This window comes from Vibrio sagamiensis NBRC 104589 (genome assembly GCF_007990935.1).
Classification (GTDB): domain Bacteria; phylum Pseudomonadota; class Gammaproteobacteria; order Enterobacterales; family Vibrionaceae; genus Vibrio; species Vibrio sagamiensis.
The window spans coordinates 43,340-66,529 of the sequence record NZ_BJXJ01000017.1; the positions used below are offsets into that span (position 1 = coordinate 43,340).

The 23,190-nt window shown below is 42.8% G+C and carries 20 protein-coding genes and 1 pseudogene; 5 read left to right on the forward strand and 16 right to left on the reverse strand.

Annotated elements, in window-relative coordinates; genetic code table 11:
- Positions 1 to 39 precede the first annotated feature (39 nt).
- From glnL to add, 3 genes are all read left to right on the forward strand, one after another.
- Positions 40 to 1,086 carry a nitrogen regulation protein NR(II) gene (gene glnL, locus VSA01S_RS09970; RefSeq protein WP_039980400.1) on the forward strand — a complete coding sequence of 349 codons (1,047 nt, stop codon included), beginning with the start codon at positions 40 to 42 and terminating at the stop codon, positions 1,084 to 1,086.
- Positions 1,087 to 1,108: 22 nt separating this feature from the next.
- Positions 1,109 to 2,548, forward strand: coding sequence for a nitrogen regulation protein NR(I) (gene glnG / locus VSA01S_RS09975; protein ID WP_050567295.1), 1,440 nt, complete (start codon positions 1,109 to 1,111; stop codon positions 2,546 to 2,548).
- Positions 2,549 to 2,925: 377 nt separating this feature from the next.
- Positions 2,926 to 3,930 carry an adenosine deaminase gene (gene add, locus VSA01S_RS09980; RefSeq protein WP_039980399.1) on the forward strand — a complete coding sequence of 335 codons (1,005 nt, stop codon included), beginning with the start codon at positions 2,926 to 2,928 and terminating at the stop codon, positions 3,928 to 3,930.
- A gap of 168 nt (positions 3,931 to 4,098) precedes the next feature.
- On the opposite strand, the gene hemN is transcribed toward add, so the two are convergent.
- The 5 genes from hemN to VSA01S_RS10005 form a co-directional block, all read right to left on the reverse strand.
- Positions 4,099 to 5,490: an oxygen-independent coproporphyrinogen III oxidase gene (gene hemN, locus VSA01S_RS09985; RefSeq protein WP_039980397.1), complete on the reverse strand. Its 1,392-nt coding sequence runs from the start codon at positions 5,488 to 5,490 to the stop codon at positions 4,099 to 4,101.
- Positions 5,491 to 5,671: 181 nt separating this feature from the next.
- Entirely contained in the window at positions 5,672 to 6,160 is a 489-nt protein-coding gene (locus tag VSA01S_RS09990) for a DUF2489 domain-containing protein (RefSeq protein ID WP_039980396.1), read from the reverse strand.
- A gap of 7 nt (positions 6,161 to 6,167) precedes the next feature.
- Entirely contained in the window at positions 6,168 to 6,707 is a 540-nt protein-coding gene (gene yihI / locus VSA01S_RS09995) for a Der GTPase-activating protein YihI (protein WP_039980395.1), read from the reverse strand.
- A complete protein-coding gene (locus tag VSA01S_RS10000) occupies positions 6,707 to 7,345 on the reverse strand; it encodes a class I SAM-dependent methyltransferase (RefSeq protein WP_039980394.1) in 639 nt (212 codons plus the stop codon). Before VSA01S_RS10000 ends, yihI begins: the two co-directional genes overlap by 1 nt.
- Before the next feature lie 819 nt (positions 7,346 to 8,164).
- Positions 8,165 to 8,782, reverse strand: a complete 618-nt coding sequence (locus VSA01S_RS10005; RefSeq protein WP_039980393.1) for a c-type cytochrome — start codon at positions 8,780 to 8,782, stop codon at positions 8,165 to 8,167.
- Between the two features lie 159 nt (positions 8,783 to 8,941).
- Between VSA01S_RS10005 and yihA the strand changes: the two genes are divergently transcribed.
- Positions 8,942 to 9,610: a ribosome biogenesis GTP-binding protein YihA/YsxC gene (gene yihA / locus VSA01S_RS10010; protein ID WP_039980392.1), complete on the forward strand. Its 669-nt coding sequence runs from the start codon at positions 8,942 to 8,944 to the stop codon at positions 9,608 to 9,610.
- Between the two features lie 539 nt (positions 9,611 to 10,149).
- Here the strand turns inward: yihA and spfP are convergent.
- The 4 genes and pseudogenes from spfP to hemB all read right to left on the reverse strand — a co-directional run bounded on the left by spfP (position 10,150) and on the right by hemB (position 15,397).
- Positions 10,150 to 10,197, reverse strand: coding sequence for a small protein SpfP (gene spfP, locus VSA01S_RS20620; RefSeq protein WP_438356636.1), 48 nt, complete (start codon positions 10,195 to 10,197; stop codon positions 10,150 to 10,152).
- Between the two features lie 193 nt (positions 10,198 to 10,390).
- Positions 10,391 to 13,183 (reverse strand): DNA polymerase I, encoded by a 2,793-nt coding sequence (gene polA, locus VSA01S_RS10020; RefSeq protein WP_039980391.1) that lies wholly within the window; start codon positions 13,181 to 13,183, stop codon positions 10,391 to 10,393.
- 593 nt (positions 13,184 to 13,776) lie between these two features.
- Positions 13,777 to 14,210: pseudogene (locus VSA01S_RS10030) on the reverse strand (GNAT family N-acetyltransferase).
- Positions 14,211 to 14,353: 143 nt separating this feature from the next.
- Entirely contained in the window at positions 14,354 to 15,397 is a 1,044-nt protein-coding gene (gene hemB, locus VSA01S_RS10035) for a porphobilinogen synthase (RefSeq protein WP_039980450.1), read from the reverse strand.
- Positions 15,398 to 15,581: 184 nt separating this feature from the next.
- Here hemB and VSA01S_RS10040 point away from each other — a divergent pair, with 184 nt between their 5' ends.
- A complete protein-coding gene (locus tag VSA01S_RS10040; RefSeq protein WP_039980389.1) occupies positions 15,582 to 16,346 on the forward strand; it encodes a TatD family hydrolase in 765 nt (254 codons plus the stop codon).
- Between the two features lie 405 nt (positions 16,347 to 16,751).
- On the opposite strand, the gene tatC is transcribed toward VSA01S_RS10040, so the two are convergent.
- The 7 genes from tatC to rmuC form a co-directional block, all read right to left on the reverse strand.
- A complete protein-coding gene (gene tatC, locus VSA01S_RS10045; RefSeq protein ID WP_021710943.1) occupies positions 16,752 to 17,498 on the reverse strand; it encodes a twin-arginine translocase subunit TatC in 747 nt (248 codons plus the stop codon).
- Positions 17,499 to 17,565: 67 nt separating this feature from the next.
- Entirely contained in the window at positions 17,566 to 17,955 is a 390-nt protein-coding gene (gene tatB, locus VSA01S_RS10050; RefSeq protein ID WP_039980387.1) for a Sec-independent protein translocase protein TatB, read from the reverse strand.
- 3 nt (positions 17,956 to 17,958) lie between these two features.
- Entirely contained in the window at positions 17,959 to 18,204 is a 246-nt protein-coding gene (gene tatA, locus VSA01S_RS10055) for a Sec-independent protein translocase subunit TatA (RefSeq protein WP_039980385.1), read from the reverse strand.
- Positions 18,205 to 18,251: 47 nt separating this feature from the next.
- Complete coding sequence (gene ubiB / locus VSA01S_RS10060) at positions 18,252 to 19,886, reverse strand: ubiquinone biosynthesis regulatory protein kinase UbiB (RefSeq protein WP_039980383.1); 1,635 nt, start codon at positions 19,884 to 19,886, stop codon at positions 18,252 to 18,254.
- Positions 19,883 to 20,518: a ubiquinone biosynthesis accessory factor UbiJ gene (locus VSA01S_RS10065; RefSeq protein ID WP_039980381.1), complete on the reverse strand. Its 636-nt coding sequence runs from the start codon at positions 20,516 to 20,518 to the stop codon at positions 19,883 to 19,885. The genes ubiB and VSA01S_RS10065 overlap by 4 nt, the downstream gene beginning before the upstream one ends.
- A gap of 11 nt (positions 20,519 to 20,529) precedes the next feature.
- Positions 20,530 to 21,312 (reverse strand): bifunctional demethylmenaquinone methyltransferase/2-methoxy-6-polyprenyl-1,4-benzoquinol methylase UbiE, encoded by a 783-nt coding sequence (gene ubiE, locus VSA01S_RS10070; protein ID WP_039980379.1) that lies wholly within the window; start codon positions 21,310 to 21,312, stop codon positions 20,530 to 20,532.
- Positions 21,313 to 21,391: 79 nt separating this feature from the next.
- Positions 21,392 to 22,924: a DNA recombination protein RmuC gene (gene rmuC, locus VSA01S_RS10075; protein WP_039980377.1), complete on the reverse strand. Its 1,533-nt coding sequence runs from the start codon at positions 22,922 to 22,924 to the stop codon at positions 21,392 to 21,394.
- Positions 22,925 to 23,190 lie beyond the last annotated feature (266 nt).

Sequence of the window (23,190 nt, forward strand, 5' to 3'; positions counted from 1 at the left end):
CTTGGTGCGCAGAGGTTTAACAACTCACAAGGACGTTATGTGGATATCAATCTTTCAGATGTAATTCTCACTAACATGGTTACTGCAACCCTGATTCTGGATGATCAGTTAACCGTTCACTACGCAAATCCAGCCGCAGAGCTGTTGTTTGCACAAAGTGCGAAGCGTCTTATTGAGCAATCACTCTCACAATTAGTTGAGCATGCTTCACTGGACTTAAGCTTGATCACTCAACCTTTACAAAGTGGCCAAAGCATTACCGACAGTGATGTGACCTTTATTGTCGATGGCCGACCACTGATGCTCGAAGTGACCATCAGTCCAGTTACGTGGCAAAAACAACTCATGTTGTTGGTTGAGATGCGCAAAATCGATCAGCAGAGACGCTTGACCCAAGAACTCAACCAACATGCACAAAGGCAAGCTGCAAAACTCCTTGTACGCGGATTAGCTCATGAAATCAAAAACCCGTTAGGCGGCCTGCGCGGTGCGGCTCAGCTTTTAGAAAAACAGTTACCCGACCCGAGCCTTAATGAATATACTCAAATCATTATTGAGCAGGCCGACCGTTTAAGAGTGCTAGTCGACCGATTACTCGGGCCACAAAAACCGGGCAAGAAAAAGCCACAAAACCTACACCAAATATTGGAAAAAGTCCGTCAATTGATCGAGTTAGAATCGCATAAGACAATCGACATTGAGCGTGATTATGACCCAAGTTTGCCAGAAATTTTGATGGATGCAGACCAGATTGAGCAAGCCATGTTGAATATTGTGCGTAACGCAGCACAAGTCCTAACCGAACAACAAGAAAGAAAAATTACGTTAAAAACCAGAACCGTTCATCAAGCGAATATCCACGGGCAACGCTGCAAACTTGCTGCAAAAATTGAGATTACCGACAATGGTCCTGGCATTGCACCAGAGCTCAAAGATACCTTGTTCTACCCAATGGTGAGTGGTCGTCAAGGAGGCACTGGCCTTGGATTATCAATCGCACAAGACATGCTCGATCAGCATCATGGCAAGATAGATGTTGAAAGTTGGCCAGGCCAAACAAGATTTACTATTCACTTACCGATATAAAACACAGCGGAGATTTATACATATGACTAAGGGGTATGTTTGGGTCGTTGATGACGACAGTTCCATTCGCTGGGTTATGGAGAAGACGCTCTCGAGTGCCAATATTAAATGTGAAACTTACGCGAATAGTGAAAGCGTTCTTGTGGCTCTAGAACGCGAAGTGCCTGACGTTTTAGTCTCAGATATTCGTATGCCAGGCATCGATGGCTTAGAGCTATTAAAACAGGTTCAACACCGTTACCCTGACTTACCTGTGATCATCATGACTGCTCATTCCGATTTAGATGCAGCGGTCAATGCTTACCAAAAAGGCGCATTTGAGTACCTGCCCAAACCCTTCGATATAGATGAAGCGCTCAACTTAGTCGAGCGAGCGATTGCACATTGCCAAGAAACGAAACGTGAACACACTCAAAGCACCGATTTAAAACAAGATACACCTGAAATCATCGGTGAAGCACCAGCAATGCAAGAGGTATTTCGAGCTATTGGTCGTTTATCACGCTCCTCGATTTCAGTGCTGATTAATGGCGAATCAGGAACGGGTAAAGAGCTCGTCGCCCAAGCATTACACCGCCATAGTCCAAGAGCCAACCAACCTTTTATCGCCCTCAATATGGCAGCCATCCCTAAAGATCTGATCGAATCTGAGTTGTTTGGTCATGAAAAGGGCGCATTTACTGGCGCAAATAGTGTGCGACAGGGCCGATTCGAGCAAGCCAATGGCGGCACTCTGTTTTTGGATGAAATTGGTGATATGCCACTCGATATCCAAACTCGTTTGTTAAGAGTCTTGGCTGATGGGCAATTTTATCGTGTCGGTGGTCATTCCCCAATCAAAGTTGATGTACGTATTATTGCAGCCACTCACCAAAACCTTGAGCTGCGTGTTAAAGAAGGTGACTTTCGAGAAGATTTATTCCATCGCTTAAACGTGATTCGTGTGCATATCCCCGCTTTAAGGAAGCGTAAACAAGATATTGAACAGTTAGCTCAACATTTCTTAATTCGCGCTGCTGATGAGCTTGGTGTCGATGTAAAAGCCCTGCACGCTTCCTCAGTGGAAATACTCAATCAGCTCGATTGGCCAGGTAACGTGCGGCAATTAGAGAACTTATGTCGTTGGTTAACCGTGATGGCAAGCGGGAGCGAGGTTCTTCCTAGTGATTTACCAAACGAGCTTATGGAAGAGCAAAAGGACTCACGAACAATTGAAGAGCACAGTTGGCAAACTCAACTCGCGTCTTGGGCTCGCACAGCATTAAACGAAGGGGATACCGAACTGCTTACTTATGCTCTGCCAGAATTCGAACGCATTTTACTCGAAGCCGCTCTAGAACATACCAAAGGTCACAAGCAAGATGCTGCTAAGGCTCTTGGCTGGGGAAGAAATACACTCACTCGTAAACTCAAAGAACTGTATAAAACCTCTGCGCTCAGTGGATACTCAAACCCTCTGTAGAAGGAAGGAAGACCTCAGCTCTTCGGCGAGATGCTGCCCCAAATAACGGCAAGATGCTTAAGACAAGTCGAGCATCTTGAGGTTACTTAGCTATATAAGCAATGCATCAATAAGTTGAATTACTCAATGTCGCTCATCAATACCAGCAATAAGCACCTTGCTGCATCAAACAATCACGCCTAGCAACATCTTCTATTAACACTGACAAAAAAGTCACAAACAGAGGGGAAATTCCCTACATCATACTGACAATTTTAGCCAGTGTTCTTTATAATTATACCCAGTGACGCTTTACAGTGACTTAAACTCATTCAGTTAATGGCATTTGAGAATATTTAGAAACGTGCTGGTTAACAACACTGACTTGGACCAACTTCATGATAACTAAAAATCTACCTCTTACCGATTTGCATCGCCACCTTGATGGCAACATTCGCACCAAGACCATTTTAGAACTTGGCCAACAGTTTGGTATTGCTCTCCCTGCTTACGATGTTGAGTCACTGACTCCTCATGTACAAATTGTTGAAGCAGAGCCCTCTTTGGTGGCGTTTTTGTCAAAACTTGACTGGGGAGTTGCAGTACTTGGTGATTTGGATGCATGCCGAAGAGTCGCCTATGAAAATGTCGAAGACGCATTGAACGCTCAAATCGATTATGCCGAGCTGCGTTTCTCACCTTACTATATGGCTATGAAGCACTCATTGCCAATTGCTGGTGTTGTTGAAGCTGTCGTTGATGGTGTCCAATCCGGTATGCGTGATTTTGGCGTAAAAGCCAACTTGATTGGCATCATGAGCCGCACTTTTGGCACCAACGCCTGCCAACAAGAGCTGGATGCGATCTTAAGCCAAAAAGACCAAATCGTTGCCGTGGATCTAGCTGGAGATGAGCTTGGCCAACCTGGTGAGCTTTTTGTTTCTCACTTCAAACAAGTTCGCGATGCGGGCCTTAACGTGACCGTTCACGCTGGAGAGGCCGCTGGAGCAGAAAGCATGTGGCAAGCAATCCATGAACTTGGTGCAACACGTATCGGCCACGGAGTGAAAGCTATCCATGACCCTAAACTGATGGATTACCTTGCAGAAAACCGCATTGGTATTGAGTCTTGCCTGACCTCAAACTTTCAAACCAGTACCGTTGAGTCTCTGGCCAACCACCCTATAAAACAGTTCCTTGATCGCGGCGTACTGGCCTGTTTGAACACCGATGATCCCGCGGTAGAAGGCATCGAGTTACCCTACGAATACGAAGTTGCGGCACCAGCCGCTGGCCTCACTCAAGCGCAAATCCGTCAGGCACAAATCAATGGCCTAGACCTTGCTTTCTTAACTGACAGCGAAAAAGCAGCACTGAAAGAAAAAGTAAAAGATCGCGCATAACAATAGACCCAATTCACCGCGAGGTGCCGTGTTCAGCAAGACAAACTTAGCTCTCACCACCTAAAGGTGTAAGGGGTTTAAAGCAGAAAATAAAATGCCAGCGGTTGCTGGCATTTTTGATGAAAGCGCGCAGATCAGAAACCTTGGCTGCACGAGAGCTGGTTGGGTTTAGATCACTCGGGAAAACTGTTGCTGACGGGCTTTGATACGTAAGTATTTATCAAAGCTCATGCAGATATTACGGATCAATAACCGGCCACGTAATGTCACTCGGATTTCGTTCTCATCCATTTCAACTAACTGGTCATTAATAAAAGTGGCCAACAACGCTAAGTCTTCTTGGAAATAATGCTCAAACTGCACGCCAAATTCAGCTTCAATCACTTTTTTATCTAACTTAAAATTGCAAATCAGCTGTTTGATGACTTCTCTACGTAGTAAGTCATCTTGGTCTAGAGACACACCCTTCCATAACGCATGGCGTAATTCGTCGACTTGGGCATAGTATTTTTTCAATTCCTTCTGATTCTGAGCATAAACATCACCAATCATAGAAATTGCCGAGACACCGAAGCCCACCAGATCACATTCACCTTGAGTGGTATAGCCTTGGAAATTACGATGCAGAATACCCTCTCGTTGCGCAATTGCCAACTCATCATCAGGCTTAGCAAAGTGATCCATACCAATGAATTGGTAACCAGCCTCAGTTAATGAAGTAATGGTTTCCTGTAAGATCGCCATTTTCTCTTGCGCTTGTGGTAAATCTTCCTCTTTGATCTTGCGTTGAGCAGCAAAAAGTTGAGGCATATGAGCATAATTAAATATCGACAAGCGCCCTGGCTGCATCGTTAATACTTTTTCCAATGTTTGAGCAAACGACGCTTTGGTCTGTTTAGGTAATCCGTAGATTAAATCCAAGTTAGTTGAACGAAAGCCAAGTGCTTTAGCATGCTCAACTAAAGCAAAAATAAAGTCTTCATCTTGCTCACGGTTGACCAGCTTCTGCACTTCTTTATTAAAGTCTTGGACACCAATACTTAAACGGTTGAAGCCTTCACTACGGAGGTGATCTAATAGTGTCAACTCAATTTCGCGAGGATCCACTTCAATACTGATTTCAGCTTCAGTATCGAAGGTGAATTCCTGACGTAATAAATTCATCAAACGGGTAATTTGCTGTGCCGACAGAAAAGTCGGAGTCCCACCCCCAAAATGCAATTGTGTAACCATTCTTCCCGCCAGTAACGCCGCACGTTGACGAATTTCATGTTCGAGAGCATCAAGATATTGGTCTGCTTTGTGTGCGTGACGAGTGATAACTTTATTACAACCACAGTAGTAACAAAGCTGATGACAAAAAGGGATATGAATGTATAACGACAATGGCCGCTCTGGATATTGAGTACACGCCATATCGTAATCTGAAATGGTAAATGCTTCATGAAACTCCAAAGCCGTCGGGTATGAAGTATAGCGAGGACCTGAATAATTGTATTTATTCAAGATCTCTTGATCCCAGACAATTTGCTGTTTCGATTCAGTAACTTGATTCGACATGATGATACTTTCCGTTAACAACAGGGAGACAGAGGCTACCCAAAAATTCAGAGTGTATTGTGGCTAATACAACATTAACTACCATACTTAACAGTGGCATTTTTTTCACTAAAAAACCACAGAACTGCCAGCAGGATCACAGGCTCCTCAAATACAATAAAATTGCCATTAAGGAATATAACTAGACTATCTTGATATCAATTTTATCATTCAAAGGCTGAATGTTTTTTTGCAATATTTTAAGCTCTTCAATAACCGCATCATTTAAGCGCGTTTCTGCCTTGTGACGCGTCAAATTTTGCTGCATTCGCTCTTTTTTGGCTAACTGCTGACGCTCTTCACCACGAGCCATATCTTTCACCGTGTGAAAGAGCTCAGAAATAGCGGGATAAGTGTTATCAAAGTCAACACGCCTCTCACCTTGCACATAATCCATAATGTTATACACACGGATACTGATTTCGGATAAATCACATTGACCTTGTATACCAGCTTGGCAAAGCGTATAAACGTTTTCAAAAATATTCGAGTTACGTTTATCTATCGCCAATTTTTGATGTCTAAGCTGCAACTCCTTTTGCCTTTTCAATTGCAGAAGAAGGTAACCTGCATAAGAAGCCAGCGCGATAATAATCACAGCACCTGCAGTCGCTAATAAGGTTACGTTCATGGATGAATTATCCTTTATAATCGTCGAAATTGATGTCTTCGAAATCTGACAGCAAGTCATCGTCATTACGAGTGCCTTTTGCCACAGTAAAGTCCTCTTCTTCTTGCTCAGGCCCCAACAAGCCTAATTGATTCATCAGTACTTCAATACGGTCAAGTTTCTCATCAACATATTTCTGCAAACCTGTTCCCAAGTTTTCGCCCGCCTCAATGCGATCGAGCAATACGTTAAGTTGAGCGTCATTTTCCAGCATTTCTAACTCTTGCTGAGCAGACAAACGGCGCTCTTGCTTAGTCATTTTCTTTACTGGTTCAACAATTAACGGAATCTTTTTCTTGCTGCCCAAACGCGGATCGCGATTTTGCGCGGCGGATTGCTTCTTCTGCTCGTTGACATCAGAATTACGACTGCCTTGCTTAAGACCTTTGCGTTTTTTAGCACGCTTACGTAAACGGCCTTCAACATCAGATTCTGTACGATTACGAGTGACAATAAACTCAGGTGCGCCTGCGGCTCCTGGCTTCCTAGATTTTTTACTACGGCTCATTACTGGGGCTTCCTCAGTAAAATTACATCATTACCAATAAATTCGAGTTCGAGATTATCTCGCTCAGCTAGGAACTGGAATGTTTCACGGCTGAAGAATGCTACATGAGTGAGATCATTCTTATAATGCCATGTTTGAAAGGCTTCTTTACTCATAACCAATTTGGTCATGACGCCAATCCAGCCTCCTGGCTTAACTAAATTCAACCATTGCTTCCACACCACATCGGGGTGGTAGAGGTGTTCTATCACCTCTGTTGCTGTCATGAAATCATACTGCTTTTCTAACACCGACGTATCTGGGTGGTAGTAAAGGTCATACAATGCCATATCATGGCCCACTTGCTCTAACATGAGAGACAGGGTTGGGCCAGGTCCACAACCAAAGTCAATCCCTTTGGAGTGTGGACAAATTCGTGCCGCCATTGGCTCAGCTATCCTCGACAAAAAACGTCGATATCCCATATCTTCAGGATTGTTCTCATGCAGATCATAGTGTGCTTTTTCTGTTTCCGCATCCAAGCGTTGACTTGGGTTGACGAAAACTAACTGACACCTTGTACATTGGAGGTATACTCGATTCGTATCTTCAATGTAATATTCCGTGCGCTGATTCTGGCATAAAGGGCAAGTATGCATGCTGACTTCCTCAAACAGGGATGCGAAACATACCAGAAAGTGATGCTATATTGGAGAGCTCTTGGGTGTTTTTTCAACAATTATTGTCAAAAAAATTATTTTCATTGTCATCAATAATAAAACGATTACAAGATATTTACCTTAGCACAACATCATCAAGGCAAGTTAGCTCACTGAGCTCTACATCTTGAAGTTACTGGTTGTAAGGTTTAATGAAGCAAAAAAAAACGGCAGATTAGGCTGCCGATTTCTGATTGCTATTGAAAATAGCTAAATAAGGTTGCATCGATAAGATGCTCCAACGATCCTGTTATTTTTTATGCTTTCCCTGCCAGCCATGTTGTTCTTCATCTTCCTGATGAGTTTTGGCTATCCTTTTACTTCCTGTCTACTGAGCTCTTCCTGAGCTTGATCCTTTTCATTGTCTAAACCATCAGACGAGATGACCATCCATATCAAGTAAGCTTCCTACTTACCTTGAGCTCTTTATCGCCACTATTTTTATAAATAGCTCTTCCTTAGCTTGAGTTCTGCTGTTCAGTATCCGTTGAACAAATACCACTTTACTTCTTTAGCGAAAATCAGCAAGTTAGCCATCTACAATTATTTATAAAAAATTAGCAAACAAATTAAATGTCGATTTATTTCAATAATTTAAGAGTCAAAAGATAGAATTATCTGATTCAGGTATAGCGGATCTCTCACAAGCTTTAAGCAAGGTCTCTCATTACTGATTATTTTATTATCGTTTTGTAGTGGGGCAAAGTGCCCCACTACAATTGAGGGTATTGTAGTCAAAAAGAGAGTGAAGATAGATAATTAGTGAAGGCCGCCAACGTATTGTGATAGGCTATTAATGTCTTCATTAGTTAACTTTTTCGCAATGTCTCTCATCATGGCATTCATATCGTTACCACGAGCACCATCACGGAATTTCTCTAACTGCGCTTTGATATAATCCGCATGCTGACCAGAAATTTTTGGGAAGCCAGAAAGTCCTGTTCCGTTACCACGAGGACCGTGACAGGCAATACAAGCAGTTAGGCCACGAGATGCATCACCAGCGGTATAAAGCACCTTACCTTGCTCGACTGCATTCTCTGGGGTGCTATTTTCCGAGATAGGTAAAGATGCATAATAAGCTGACAAATCAGCGATGTCTTCATTGCTGAGTGGCATTGCCATTGCGCTCATTACAGGGTCATATCGGCCCTGCTTACCACCACTGCTCATACCGAGTTTTAGATCCTTCAGCTGCTTTTCAAGATATTTAGCGTGCTGACCTGCAAGTTTCGGGTACATAGCGATTGGGCTATTTCCATCGGCCCCATGACAGGCAACACAAGTTTGTGATTTTGCTTTGCCAGCTTCAATATTACCTTGGGCCCATACTGAGCAACTGGCTAAAAGACTCAAGACTAGTGCTAATTTCTTCATGACATTCCATTATAATTATCAAGCTTCCCGTACTACGGAATATGAACATACCGTGTACACTCATGGTACAATAGGCGACCTTATGCCGAGCACGGTTATATTACACAATTTCATATAAAAGTAATCAGTCGACGATACAAAGTCGAGATGGAGTTAACAGTGAGCGTAAAAATTCATTACCAAAACACGCATTTCATCACCAGTGCACCTGATATACGTCATCTACCAGAAGACGAAGGTGTCGAGATTGCGTTTGCAGGACGCTCAAACGCAGGTAAATCGAGTGCACTGAATCGTTTAACCAATCAAAAGAGTCTAGCTAAGACCTCTAAAACACCGGGACGGACTCAATTAATCAATCTGTTTAAAGTTACGGAAGGGTGTCATATCGTTGATTTGCCAGGATACGGTTTCGCACAAGTACCCATTGAAATGAAAAATAAATGGCAAAAATCACTGGGGGAATACCTTCAAAAGCGTGAATGTTTGAAAGGCTTAGTGGTATTAATGGACATTCGCCATCCAATGAAAGACCTCGATCAGCAAATGATTTTCTGGGCGATCGATAGCCGTATCCCGGTTCAAGTGCTACTAACCAAAGCAGATAAGCTGAAAAGTGGTGCTCGTAAACAGACACTACTCAAAATCCGTAAGCAGGTCGAGACTTTTGGTGGGGACGTATCCGTTGATGTATTCTCTTCACTGAAAGGACTAGGGGTTGATCAGCTTCGGACCAAACTTGATACTTGGTTTGCACCTGCTCTTGCACACTTAATAGATGAAGACGAGCAAGAAGATGCTCCAGAGAATGGCGAGCAAGATGACTAATTAACGAAAGTCTTCATTGCTTTCGAAGTTGCCCTGCCTACGGTGGGGCTTTTTTTTGATCGCTACGATTACCCTATACCCAACAGGCTGAGTTTAAAAGAAATAAAAATCCCCGCCTTCCTAGCAGGGATAATAGGAGAGAAAAATCAATAATAATTATTATGCCTTTGAACATTACTTAACCAAAAAATAAATTCAACCATTTTATAAAGCACCACTGTCAATAAAGTAAAATAATAAACATGACAAGACCCTATAAATTAATATTTAAATCAATAGTTTAGTAAAAATACTAGCAATAAAACAATCGACTTACTTTCCTTCAATAAAAAACAAAAGTGTGATCGAAGCTATTTATAATGGAATAAAATAATTCTGTAACATCATGGAAAGTTTAAAAGTCCAGAGGGCATTAATACATTATTTATAAAACAATAAATAATGGGAATAACTTAGCGTTCAAATCAAAGAGAAATGGTTGGACTTTTTCTTACTGAAATAAAAAACGCCCCAGTCAAAAGCTGACTGGGGCGGCTGAATCAGCCTAATCCAATAACGTGAAACAAAAGGTCTGAAAGATAGAACATCTTACCTCTGTACCCTACACAGATAATGTACAACAATTGGTCATCTTTGCAAATAGGTTTTGTAATTTTTTTTCATGAAAATTTCACTAAATAACATTTAACTTTCGAAGACAAAATTTTCATAATGTCTTAAAAAACCCAGCCCTTACATTCTGTGCTCTAATAAAAGCAAAAATATCAAATAATAATGGAGTTAATGTGCTTGATCCCAATTATCACCATGTCCGGCTTCAGCTACAAGAGGCACCTTGAGATCCGCTGCCGACTCCATCAATTTTTGTACTTTACTTTCAATTTCGGACAAAGACGACTCTTCCACTTCAAACACCAATTCATCGTGTACTTGCATCAGAAGTTTCACTCGACCCTTACCTTCTTCTTGAATCCACTGATCAACCAGTAACATCGCTTTCTTAATAATATCAGCCGCAGTACCTTGCATCGGTGCGTTTATCGCTGCGCGTTCTGCCGCTTTACGACGCATGCCGTTACGAGATTGAATTTCCGGAAGGTGTAAACGACGGCCAAAAATCGTTTCGACGTAGCCTTGCTCTGAAGCCGCACTGCGTGTGTCTTCCATATATTGCATCACACCTGGGTAGCGCTCGAAATACTTGTCCATGTACGCTTGTGCTTCACCTCGAGGAATGCCCAGTTGTTTTGCCAAACCAAACGCACTCATGCCGTAGATAAGACCGAAGTTAACCGCTTTCGCACGGCGACGTTGCTCACTGGAAACCTCATCAATGGTCACTCCCATGATTTCTGCTGCCGTTGCCGCGTGGATATCTTTACCGTCACGGAATGCATCAAGCAGCGCTTGGTCACCTGATAGGTGCGCCATAATACGCAATTCGATTTGAGAGTAATCGACCGCCAGAATCTTGTAACCCGTAGGGGCAACAAATGCCTGACGGATACGACGCCCTTCTTCGTTACGAATTGGAATGTTCTGCAAGTTAGGATCGGTGGATGACAGACGACCCGTTGCCGTAACCGCTTGATGGTAAGAAGTATGCACACGGCCCGTTGATGGATTAATCATTTTAGGCAGTTTATCGGTGTAAGTCGACTTAAGCTTCGCCAAACCACGGTATTCCAAGATAAGCTTTGGGAGTGGGTAATCTAGAGCAAGCTCTTGCAGCACTTCTTCATTAGTAGAAGGCGTACCTGATGGTGTCTTTTTGATGACTGGCAGACCCATTTTCTCAAACAGAAGCGCTTGCAGTTGCTTCGGCGAGTTCATGTTGAACTCTTGTTCTGCAATCTCGTACGCCTTTTGCTCAAGCTCGTCCAGACGTGCAGCGATCTCTAACGACTGCGCGCTCAGCTTCATGTCGTCAATTAATACTCCGGTGCGTTCAATGCGAGACAACACTGGCACAAGTGGCATTTCGATTTCTTCGTATACGGTTTTTAGCTTTTCATCTTGTTCGATGTTAGCAAATAAACGGTTATGTAGACGAAGTGTCACGTCCGCATCTTCCGCTGCATATGGAGAAGCTTCATCCAGCTCGATTTGGTTGAAGGTCAGTTGGTTCTTACCTTTACCTGCGATTTGCTCGAATGAAATGCAGCTGTGCTGTAGGAAGCGCAATGCCAAGCTATCCATATCGTGCTTGCCACCTACACTGTTGTAAACATAAGACGCCAACATGGTGTCATGCTTGATGCCTTTCATATCAATGCCGTATCGAGCCAGCACAGATGCATCGTATTTTAGGTTCTGACCCACCTTTGCTTGTGCTTCGTCTTCAAGAATTGGTTTTAGCTGTTCCAATACCCAGCTGCGGTCTAGTTGCTGAGGGACATCTAGGTAGTCATGCGCTACAGGTACGTAAGCAGCAATGCCTTCATCGGTTGCAAATGATAAGCCCACTAAGTTTGCCACCATGTAATCCAAGCTGTCAGTTTCGGTATCAAACGCAAATAATTCAGACGCTTTTAGTTTTTCTATCCAAGCATTAAATGAAGCTTCATCTAGAATAGTTGCGTATTGACTACGGTCGATTTTTACCACCGAGGTGTCTATATCGGCTTTAGATGAAGCAGAACCAACACGCGCTGTGCCAGTTGATTCATCCGCTTCGACTACACCTGTTCCGCCTTCTAATAGCTCATTCAACCAAGACTTGAACGTCAACTGACCGTACAGTTTGATCAGCTCATCGGTGCTTGGTTCTGATTTTAGCAATGAGTCTGGCGTCTCTTCCAGCTCAACATCCAACTTGATGGTGGCAAGCTCGTAAGACAGCGTGGCGTTGTCTTTGTTATCGACGAGCTTTTTCGCCATGGTTTTCGAACCACGGAAGCCAAGTGCCGCGATATCATCAAGGTTTTCGTACAACTTGGTCAGACCGCCAATGCCTTGTAGCAGCGCCGTTGCGGTTTTATCACCGACACCCGGAACACCTGGAATATTATCGACTTTATCGCCCATCAACGCTAAGTAGTCGATGATCAGCTCTGGTGGGATACCAAACTTCTCAATCACACCTTCGCGATCCATCACTACGTTGGTCATAGTGTTGATCAAAGTAACATTATCATCGACCAACTGGGCCATATCTTTATCACCAGTACTGATCAAAACGGGCATACCTTGTTGCGACGCTTGATAAGCAAGAGTACCGATCACATCATCGGCTTCTACACCCGGAATGCAGATAAGCGGCAAACCCATTGCACGAATAACATTATGTAACGGCTCGATTTGACAACGTAAGTCATCTGGCATTGGTGGTCGATTTGCCTTGTATTCTGGGTACATGTCATCACGGAAGGTTTTACCCTTCGCATCGAAAACCACAGCAATACGCTCAGAAGCAAATTGACGCATCATACTGCGCAGCATGTTGACCACACCATAAACGGCATTAGTTGGAATATGCCCGTTGCTCATTGTGCCAGGGTAAGCGTGAAAAGCGCGATAGAGATAGGAAGATCCATCGATAAGAATCAAAGGGTTTTCAGGAATACTTGCCATAATTGTCTGTATCCAAATCAGTACTTAAAAGATCTGCTTAGGATGCCACGACTGCTGCTTTGAATCTATCCTGTTCGTTTGATCCTATGAACCTAAATTTGTCATTTTTTTTGTTCACGTTATCTGAAATGTGGATAACTCTGTTTATAAAAAATATGCACTGGTTATCAACAGATAAATAAAACGCCAGGAAAATAATTTAAGTCATTGTTATTTAATTATTAACTTTAAAAGAAAAAGAAAGATCCAGGATCCAAAAATGATCATACTATGTGGAAAAGATGCTAGGATTGGCATCAATGTAAATCCCAGAAAAGAAAAAAGCGACCCAATTGGGTCGCCTAGCAGAATTGGTAAACTGTTTTCTTGGATACACAATTTACCAAGAAGCTATAAATTACACTGGAAGCAATGTGAGCAATGTCGTGTCAAAAAGAATGTGCACAAGAATTATGCAAGCGGCTTTGCTAGCAAGTAATATTAACTAACAATTTCACATGTTAAATCACTTGTTCATCTCCCTAAGACAACGTTAATAATAATGATTCTCATTTATCAGTCAAGCTTTAAATGAGAAATAATCTCATTTATTTTTACACTGTTTTAACAAAATAGACTCTAGATTCACGAATTTTCGACTTTTCCTTAGTTTTTTCAATTAGATAATCATCACTCAACAATAAGCAAAGTATTGCATTAAACTGGTTGCGTGATTTTAATTTTAATATTTTGTAACCTTATTCAATGATCCACTCTTCTTGAGCCTCTAGGAACATCTGTGCAACACCTTCATTGCGAGCATTAACAACCACACCTCCAAGCCAACTATACAAAGTGCTGTTATCCAACTCATATCCGATTTTAAAACCTAAAATAGCCCCTACTTTTTCTGCTACCAAGAGCAAATATTTTTATCTCTAATACGCTCAGCCAGTGATTCAACCCTCTCTATATTAGTAAATTTTGTCACACTCGTGACTACTTGGAGCACTTCCTCAAATGTGCCTTCACGAATCAACATCGTCATTATTTTTCTCTCCAGAAATAAAAATACCCAAGTCACTTCAAACGCTATATATCCAGATTACTGGGTATATATTCATATGAGGTTACTTGGGTATAAGAAAAGCGACAATAGTTGCCAGCTTCTATTTTCTCACAGAGCGATAATTACTCTTCAACTAAATGCTGCGAAATCTGCAGGCTATCCTGAGCTAACCACTGTGCAACGTCTTTGGCAAAGTAAGTTAAAATGCCGTCAGCTCCTGCACGCTTAAAGCACAATAACGATTCCATCACCGTGTCGCGTTCCTTTAACCAGCCATTTTCAAACGCCGCTTTATGCATAGCGTATTCACCAGAGACTTGGTAAGCGAAGGTCGGAACTTGCAACTCATTTTTGACTCGACGGACAATATCTAAATAAGGCATTCCTGGTTTCACCATCACCATATCAGCACCCTCGTTGATATCGAGTGCCACTTCTTGTAGAGCTTCATCGCTGTTAGCCGGGTCCATTTGGTAGTTTTTCTTATTACCACCTTTTAAGTTAGATGCAGAACCCACTGCATCGCGGAATGGGCCATAATAACTAGATGCGTACTTAGCAGAATAAGCCATGATCTGAGTATGAATATAACCAGCCTCTTCAAGCGCCTCACGAATTTTACCAATCCGTCCATCCATCATATCTGAAGGTGCTACAACATCAGCTCCCGCTTCTGCATGAGACAAAGCTTGCTTGACCAAAACATCCGTTGTTTCATCATTAAGAACATAGCCTTCCTCATCAATGATGCCATCTTGACCATGGGTGGTAAAAGGGTCTAAAGCAACATCGGTTATCACACCAATTTGAGGCACATGTTGCTTCAATTCACGTACCGCTCTTTGTACTAGCCCTTCTGAGTTATAAGCTTCTGCAGCACATAAACTTTTTGCGTCCTGATTGACCACTGGGAAAAGTGCAATCGCTGGAACGCCTAAATTGGCTATATATTGCGCCTCTTCCAACATTAAATCGATTGATAGACGTTCGATTCCTGGCATAGAGTCCACACTTTCTCGACGACCTTTACCCATTAGAATGAACATTGGATAAATCAAGTCATTGACTGATACTTGGTTCTCAGCCATCAGGCGGCGACTAAAATCATGCTTGCGCATACGGCGCATACGACGTGCAGGGAAGGGACCTTGAATTGATACTGACACCATAATCTCCTTGTCTGGATAGTGGGGATGAGCAAATCACTTAAGGGCAAAATCATATCATTCTTGATAGGGCTTGCGAGTATCAATATGAAAAAATGGACTGAAAAAACCAAAAATGACCCGGAACGCACACTAAAGTATACTGATCATTAATTTAATCTAACGACAGCCATAGAGAAAAAAGATGATCGATACTCATGCACATATTTATGCCAGCGAATTTGATAACGACCGTGATGATGTCGTCAAACGTGCTTTAGAGCAGGGCATTAGCCAAATACTTCTGCCTAACATCGATCTCGACTCTATCGCTCCTATGCTCCAAACAGAAGCAGCTTATCCTGATGTTTGCCGTTCTATGATGGGTTTGCATCCTTGCTACGTGGATGGCAACGTTGAACAAACATTGGCCATCATCCGTGATTGGTTTAATCAGCACAATTTTATTGCTGTCGGTGAAATTGGTATCGATCTCTATTGGGACAAAACTTATCGTGCCGAACAAGAAATGGCCTTTGTCAGCCAATTGAACTGGGCAAAAGAGTTGGATCTGCCCGTCGTAATCCACACCCGTGATTCGATCGAAGAAACGCTGGCCATATTACGTCAAGAACAAGACGGTCGACTAAGAGGTGTCTTTCATTGCTTTGGTGGCAGCCTTGAAGAAGCAAGAGCCATCAACGAGTTAGGTTTTCATCTAGGTATTGGCGGTGTTTCAACGTTTAAAAATGGCGGGATGGATAAAGTCATTCCAGATTTGGATATGAACTGGGTGATTCTTGAAACCGATTGCCCTTATCTGGCTCCTGTTCCTCATCGAGGTAAACGTAATGAACCTGCTTATACTTCGTTAGTCGCGGCACGTATTGCGGAATTAAGGCAAGATAGCCTTGAAACTATTGATACTCTCACGACAGCCAATGCCGTCGCTTTGTTCAACTTAGCCTAACAACAGCCAATTAACCGACAGATAATGGGATTAGTATGACAGAATATATGCATGGCATTTACAAACTAAACTAACTGCATATACATTGCCGAAAAAATAAGAACATATAAGGAATCGTATGTGTCAACATGGTGAGCATCTCAAACGTCATCAACGCCATTGGCTGCAAAAGCTGATAGGGATTAAAGAGATCTATATCTGCCAAAACTATGGTTACAAATTAACCTTGCGATAAAGATCATCGCACTTATTCAGCAAGGTCTTTCGCTCTTATGCCAATCACTCACTGTCAAAGTCAGGCTGAGAGACCAACAGACTCCATACCCAATAGATTGCTAGATAAAACAAAAAAGCGGCTAAGAAAAACTCAGCCGCTTTTTTATTTCATGTTGGATAAACTGCTGCTTAATCTTCTTCCGCTTCTTGTGGTTCTGAACGTACATAAAAGCGGGCAAAAAATAGTCCTACTTCAAATAACAAGCACATTGGAATCGCCAGTAGCGTTTGCGAAATAATATCTGGAGGAGTGAGCAACATCCCAACAATGAATGCCGCGACAACAATATACGGCCTTTTTTCACTCAAGCTTTTCGGCGTCGTCGCCCCTGTCCAACACAGTAAAATAATGGCAACAGGCACTTCGAATGCAATACCAAATGCCATAAATAGAGCTAAGACAAAATCTAAGTAACTAGAAATATCTGTCGCAAATTCAACCCCGCCCAAAGAAATTGCAGTAAAGAAGCCAAATACGAGTGGAAAGACAACAAAATAAGCAAAAGCAACACCGCAATAAAACAGTAAAGAGCTCGAAAAAAGTAACGGCATCACTAAACGGCGCTCATGCTTATATAGGCCTGGCGCAACAAAAGCCCACACTTGATAAAGTATGAAAGGTACCGCGACAAACACTGAAGCGATGAGCGTCAGTTTTAAAGGGGTAAAAAAGGGTGATGCTACATCGGTAGCAATCATCGTCGCTCCCTCTGGCAGTCTTTCAACCAAAGGTGCGGAAATAAACTCATAAATATAATTAGAAAAATAAATCAGCCCAATGAACACCACTAATACCGCTAATATACAGCGTAATAGTCGATTGCGGAGTTCTAATAAGTGACTGATTAAAGGCTGTGTCTGCTCAACAGTAGACATGGCAAACCTCTTATGTAAAACCTGATCAAAAAGGAGCTACTTGGTCGAGCAGCTCCTCATTATGGGACTATTCGGCCTTTTCATCAGCCGCTGTCACTTTTACTCGGCCATCGTGATTAATGTCAGTTGGCTTTGCAGTCGAGTCAGCTTCCGTGGCAGTTGGCTTCGCATAAGGGCGCTGGACCGATTGGGCCGCTTTCTTGAGTTCATCAACCGAAGATTTAAGTTCAGGAGAAATGTCCTCCATCCCCATTCTTTCGGCCTTACGCAAGTTTTCTTGCAACTCTTGAACCCTTAGCTCGTGTGAGAGTTCATCCTTCACACTGTTCGCCATCTTTTTGGCTGAACCGATAAAGCGGGTCACACTACGAATCGCATGTGGCAGGCGCTCTGGTCCAAGCACAACAAGGCCAACCACAGAGATCAATACCAGTTCCCAAAAACCGATATCAAACACGTTCTATGCCTGCTCTTTATCTTTTTTAACGTCAGAAGTGGCTTCTTTCTTCTGCGTTTCTTCTAAGCTTTTTGTTTCAAAGTCAGCATCTTTAGCTTTATTACTGGCTTCGTCATCACTCATGGCTTTTTTGAAGCCTTTCACAGCGCCACCGAGATCGCCGCCGATACCACGGAGCTTCTTCGTCCCAAATAGCAGTACAACAATTACGGCAATAATAAGAAGTTGCCAAACACTAATACCACCCATCTTATACACCTCGGTAGTTAAGTAAAAATAATTCAATAGCTTAACGCTTATTTACGATAAACTCGCCAACTTAGCATCCAAAATGTGAAGCCAAGAACAAAAATGCTACTAGACAAAAAAGGCTGTTCACTATCTAACAATATGGCTGAGCATATCGTCAGTGTCGCCCCAATCCCAAAAAGAAAACGTCCTGTTGCTTGCTGGCGCTTACTATATTGGTAACCATGATATAAAGAATCAATACGTTGATTCATGGCTTTACCCTGCCTAAGGCTATCGTAGAGCAGTTCTGGTAGTTCTGGCAATTTTTCTGCCCAAAACGGCGCACGATCTTTGATAGCATTCAATAAAGCTTGTGGCCCAACTTGGTTCATCATCCACTGCTCAAGAAAAGGTTTAGCGGTCTCCCACAGATCTAATTGTGGATAAAGTTGACGACCTAAACCCTCGACATAAAGCAAGGTTTTTTGCAACAGCACCAATTGCGGTTGCACTTCCATATTGAAGCGCCGAGCGGTGTTAAATAAATTCAGCAACACATGTCCAAAAGAAATTTCACACAATGGCTTAGCAAAAATAGGCTCACACACAATTCGAATGGCAAATTCAAACTCATCGACGTTGGTGTCGACAGGAACCCATCCTGAATCAACATGTAACTCCGCGACTCGACGATAATCACGATTAAAAAATGCCAAAAAGTTTTCGGCTAAATAACGCTTATCTTCGCTATTGAGCGTGCCTACAATGCCGCAATCCAGCCCAATCCACATTGGGTTGTCGGGATGTTCTGGTTTGACAAAGACATTACCGGGATGCATGTCCGCATGGAAAAAGCTGTCTCGAAACACTTGGGTAAAGAACACGCTCACACCACGCTCCGCTAACAACTTCATGTTGGTGCCGTTTGCCTTTAGCCCTTCGATGTCGGAAACCTGGATTCCATATATGCGCTCAGAAACCATGACCGTTTCGTTGCTAAAATCAGGGTAAACTTCAGGAACGTACAATTCTTGGCTATCAGCAAAGTTACGTCTGAGCTGAATCGCATTAGCGGCTTCACGACGCAGATCCAACTCATCGAGTAAGGTTTTTTGGTACTCACGAACCACTTCTACTGGCTTGAGCCGACGCGTTGCTGGCATTGCTTTGGATACTATACGTGCCAAACGGTGCATCAGTTTTAGATCTGAATCAATAATAGGGCGAATATCAGGGCGAATAACCTTCAGTACCACTTCTTGCCCATTTTCTTTTAAACGTGCAGTGTGTACCTGAGCGATCGAAGCAGAAGCCAGTGGTTGAAGATCAAAGTCGCTAAACCACTGAGAAATAGGCCCACCAAGCGCTTGCTCAATTTGTTGTAAAGCCAGTTGACCATCAAACGGGGTCACTTGGTCTTGCAGTAAGGCTAAAGGATCGGCAATGTGAGGAGGAAATAAATCACGGCGCGTCGACATCATCTGACCAAACTTAATCCACACCGGCCCCAATGCCTGCAAAGCCAAACGCAGTCGCTCACCTATAGGTTTATCTGGGTGTTGATTCTTTATCCAAAACAGACTTTTACGCATCAATAATGGCGCTTGCGCTAATTTGTGCTCCGGTAACAGCTCATCCAGGCCATATTCAAGCTGGATTTTTATAATCTGGTATAAACGTTTTATCTCTGTTGGTGTCATGATTTCTCCACAGGTGAAGACGTGGATTCTACCTGTTGAATTAAAGCATCCAGCCGAGCAGCCACACACGATGCTTGGCTACGTAGATCATCCACTTGATCGCAAAAATACGTCACTTCCAACGCTCCAGGCGCTAATTTCCATTCTTCAGTAATTGCTTGACCAAAGTAACGTTGATGCTTTTCAATTTGTGAAGCAAAAAAACTGCCGATATTTTTTGTATTTTGTACTAATGTATGAGCAACGATATCGCCAGTCAGGCGAGATAGCCACTCTTCGATATCGGGTTTACAATCAACCATTAATTGCGAAAACTTCTGCGCCAGATGAATATCACCGTCTAATTCAAGCTTATCTTGCTTGATCAGTCGCGTAATGTTGGCTTGATCACGCAGCTCAGGTAAAACACTCAAGTTTAACGATAAGGAACAGTCAGGCTGCCCTTCATACGCAGCCAATACATCAATTTGCTGACTGAAAATAAACGTCAGTGTTTGATTAACCTCTTTGAGGTGCAACTGAATCACCTGCCCTTTTAAACGAGCCAAACGACGCACCAAAGCTGGGTCATCTTTAATCAAGGTATTCAACGACTTTTCTACCACAGCCGTCATCAAGGGTTGAAATGGCATAGCGGATATCCTTAGAATTTGTAGCCGCGGTGCAACGCTACGATACCACCCGTTAAATTATAATATTTTGTGTTTTCAAAACCAGCTTCGATCATCATCCCTTCTAACGTGGCTTGATCAGGGTGCATACGAATAGATTCAGCTAAATAGCGGTAGCTACCCTCATCCTTAGCAACGAGTTCACCTATTTTAGGTAGCAGATGGAAAGAATATGCATCATAGATCTTCGATAACGGCTCCAGAATAGGCTTGGAAAATTCCAATACCAGTAATCGACCGCCAGGTTTCAATACTCGAAACATAGAGCGCAATGCTTTATCTTTATCCGTAACATTACGCAAACAAAAGCTAATAGTAATCACATCAAAGTAGTCATCTGGGAATGGTAGTTCTTCTGCATTGGCTTGAACATAATGCACGTTACCGACAGTCCCGTTGTCACGCAGCTTATCACGACCAACATTCAGCATCGAATTATTAATATCAGCCAAAATTACCTGGCCTTGCTCACCGACAATACGAGAAAACTTTGCGGTTAAGTCACCAGTACCACCGCCAAGATCAAGAATACGTTGTCCAGGACGTGCTCCACTGCAGTCAATTGTGAAACGTTTCCAAAGTCGATGCACACCACCCGACATCAAATCGTTCATCAGATCGTACTTCGCCGCTACTGAGTGGAAAACTTCAGCAACTTTGGTTACTTTTTCTTCTTTTGCTACCGTGGTAAAACCGAAGTGGGTGGTATCACTATCGTCTAAAGTTGCATTCGATTGCTCGTTTGTGTTCGTCATTTTGATTCCTCTTTAGCAGCACTGACATCACATGGGACGCTGACTCACATTTATTCTACGCCCACGACACTGCGGGTGATTAGTTTACTTTATCCTCACCCGGATGTCTTTCTACTAAAGAAGCATTTTCCGAAAATGGCTCACTTTGTGCCAGTTGACTCAGATGAGGAGAAATCGGGCGTTTTACCTCAACCCCTAACTGCTTGAAGCTTTCGGCTTGGCGGATCACATTGCCACGTCCTGTAGCTAATTTGTTCATCGCCCCTTGGTAGCTCTGGTTAGCTTTATCCAAAGCTCCTCCTAGCCCTTCCATGTCATCAACAAATAAGCGCAGCTTATCATACAGTTTCGCTGCACGTTCAGCGATCAATTGCGCGTTTTCATTCTGGCGCTCGTTACGCCATAAATTATCAATTGTACGTAATGCCACCAGCAATGTGGTTGGACTGACCAAAATAATATTTTGCTCCATCGCTTCTTTGATCAAACTAGGATCGGCTTGAATCGCAACTTGAAAAGCGGGCTCCACAGGGATAAACATCAACACATAATCAAGGCTCTGAATACCTTTAAGCTGATGATAGTCTTTTAGACTCAATCCTTTGATATGGGAACGTAAAGCTGCCAAATGATCATTAAGCGCGTGTTGACGTTGCCGATCATTATCAGCATTGAAATAGCGCTCGTAGGCCACTAGGGTCATTTTAGAGTCGACAACAACCTGTTTATTTTGTGGCAAATGAACGATGACATCAGGCTGGTAACGTTTACCTGCTTCATTTTGCAAGCTCACTTGTGTTTGGTATTCATGCCCTTCGCGCAGACCTGACTCAGCGAGTACGCGAGCTAAAACAACTTCGCCCCAGTTACCTTGCTGTTTATTATCCCCTTTTAGCGCTTGAGTCAAATTGACTGCCTCTTGGGTCATCTGTTCATTCAAACGCTGTAAGTTTTTCAATTCATGAACGAGAGTATGGCGCTCTTTCGCTTCTTGGCTAAAGCTATCATTAACTTGCTTTTTAAACCCTTCTAGTTGTTCTTTAAGTGGCGATAAAAGCCCTTCTAAGCTTTGGCGATTTTGCACATCAACCTTGGCGGTTTTTTCTTCGAATAATTGGTTGGCTAAGTGCTCAAACTGTTGTTTTAAGCGAGCTTCAGCTTGCTCAAGGATCTGTAATTTATCTGCATTGGCTTGGTTGATCTGTTCATGGCGCACTTGCTGCTCACGAAGTTGCGTTTCAAGACGCGATTTATGCTCTCGCATTTGACCCAATTCATCAAAATATTGTTGGCGCTCTTGTTTCACCGCTTCGAAATAACGCAGCTTTTCCATCGCAGCCATCAATTTTCCGTGAGTTTGCCTCACATCAAACGCCGCTTTATCTCGTGCGTCATCCAAGTCATCCAACTCTTGTTGTGCCTGCTCCAAGCTATGATTGACTTGTTCAAGCTGTTGTTGATGAAGCTGCTTTTCGGAGCTGAGTTGCTGCTCCAGCAGTTGAGTTTGGGTAATGAAGCGTTGTTTGACCCACCAACCCACGGCGATGCCGCTAACTGTTGCAGAAAAAAGTGATGAGAGGATCAAAGATTGATGCTCAAGAATCCATTGCATAGTAATCCACTAGCCTATATGTCTTTATCTCCAATAATGGTATTTTCACACTGGATAAATGTCCAGTTTGTTGGCTAAAAATCCTCACTAACAAGTGGCTTACTGGCTCACGTAAACCATACGTCCTGCCTTTCAGGGTTCTACATGAACTTTAATTCAGCGTCAAAGAGTAAACAAAAAAGTAATAAAAATATTATTTTCAGTCACTTACTAAAAAACACCATCATTATACTCTACAGTAGATAGTCGACACGTTTACTGGCAGG